The 1543-nt window shown below is 70.7% G+C and carries 2 protein-coding genes and 1 pseudogene; 2 read left to right on the top strand and 1 reads right to left on the bottom strand.

The genetic code is table 11. From position 1 onward, the window contains the following. The coding region (locus ACFQEU_RS15725; protein WP_379783694.1) for a TspO/MBR family protein at window positions 1-478 on the top strand (478 nt) is incomplete at its 5' end. Window positions 479-536: 58 nt separating this feature from the next. On the opposite strand, the gene ACFQEU_RS15720 is transcribed toward ACFQEU_RS15725, so the two are convergent. Then, the gene (locus tag ACFQEU_RS15720) at window positions 537-1271 is read right to left on the bottom strand and encodes a GNAT family N-acetyltransferase (protein ID WP_379783692.1); all 735 of its coding nucleotides are present in this window, start codon (window positions 1269-1271) and stop codon (window positions 537-539) included. Between the two features lie 113 nt (window positions 1272-1384). Here ACFQEU_RS15720 and ACFQEU_RS15715 point away from each other — a divergent pair. Next, window positions 1385-1543: pseudogene (locus ACFQEU_RS15715) on the top strand (methyltransferase type 11); the annotation flags it as partial.

Genomic DNA, 1543 nt, shown 5'->3' with positions numbered 1-1543 from the left:
GCTCGGCGTCCCGTTCACCGCCACCGGGAGTGCCTGGTTCGCGTCTCTGACGCTGCCGGCGTTCTACCCGCCGAACTGGGCGTTCGGCGTCGTCTGGCCCGTGCTGTACGCCCTGATGGGTGTCGCCGTCGTGCTCGTGGTTCGAGCCGGGCGGGCGCGCGTCGCGTCAAGCGCCGAGCGTGCTCGGGACGGCTTCGCGACCGCTTCCGGTTTCATCCCCGATAACCGTCCTACTCGGGTCGCGCTCGGCCTCTTCGGGCTCCAGCTCGCGGTGAACGTCGCCTGGTCGCCCGTCTTCTGGGGGCTCGAACGGCCGGACCTGGGACTCGTCGTCCTCGCCGCCCTCCTCGTGCTCGTCCCCGCGACGATCGTCGCGTTCGACCGGCTCGACCGGCGTGCAGCGCTCCTACTCGTGCCGTACCTCGCGTGGGTCGGGTTCGCGACCGCGCTGAACTACGCGATCTGGGCCGCGAACTGAGGCGGAGCTCGCCCGACGAACCGTGACGGGGATCGAGCGGTGTCCCTCTCGGACGCGGTCAGTCCCGTTCGACGAGGTCGATGAGCGCCGGGGGCCCGGCGGACCCGATATCCCCGTCGGCATCGTTGGCGTCGGCCGGCTGCCGCTCGCCGTCGAGTCGTCGTTCGCCATCCGGTCGTCGTTCGCCGTCGGGTTGCCGCTCGCCGATCCGACTCACGAGGAACCGACGCTCCGCCTCCGTGCGGTCGGCATCGCGGTCGCGGAAGGCGACTAACCCCGACCGGTACCTCTCGTGGTCGTCGCGGGCGGCGGCCGGTCGGTCCGCGGGTCGTTCGAGTTCGAGCTCCGCGAGTCCGGTCGTCTCGCCCGTGTACGCGAAGCCGCATTTATAACACGCCTCGTAGGCGAACGGGTTGTTCACCGCGATCCGGACCCGATCGTAGCCGGCGTCCGCGAGCCAGGCGACGGTCCGAGCGATCAGCTCCGGGCCGACGCCCTCCCCTCGGCGCGCGGCGTGAACGGTGACGTACCGCAGCCGACAGCGGTTCGGATCCGTCCGATCCGGCGAGAAGGAGACGGCGGCGATCACGTCGCGTTCGAACGCGTCGGCGTCGACGCCGTCGGGGAGCGGCCGCTCCGGTTCCCAGCCCGGCGCTGCCGGCGACCCGTCCGGAGTATATAAGGCGGCCTTGCCGGTGGAGCCGACGACGAACTTGCCGGCGTACGCGAACGCCCGGTAGTCGAGCCGGAGGGTCGCCCCCTCGTCGGAGGCTCCGACGACAACGAACTCCATACCGTCGCTACGGGGAATATATATAAAGGTCCTCGGCGGGCCAAGTCGTCACCCGCGGTCAGGCTTCATCCGCGATCGGGGTTTATAAACGACCCGCCCCCGTACGCCGGCGTATGCACGGCGTGGGCGACGTTCGGTTCTTCGATCGGGTCGCGCCGCTGTACGACCGCGTGATGCCCGCCGCCGACGGGAGCGTGCTGGCGGCTGGACTCGATCGGGCGGAACGACCGATCGACCGCCTGCTCGATGTCGGCGGCGGGTCCGGGCGTGCG

The organism is Halorubrum tibetense (assembly GCF_042661865.1).
GTDB classification, from domain to species: domain Archaea; phylum Halobacteriota; class Halobacteria; order Halobacteriales; family Haloferacaceae; genus Halorubrum; species Halorubrum tibetense.
The sequence above is the reverse complement of the archived record's forward strand: the minus strand, read 5'-3'. Positions and strand labels throughout refer to the sequence as shown.

Bases quoted from the DNA above. Each gene is read 5' to 3' on its own strand.
- ACFQEU_RS15720 (WP_379783692.1), bottom strand. From the start codon at position 1,271: ATGGAGTTCGTTGTCGTCGGAGCCTCCGACGAGGGGGCGACCCTCCGG.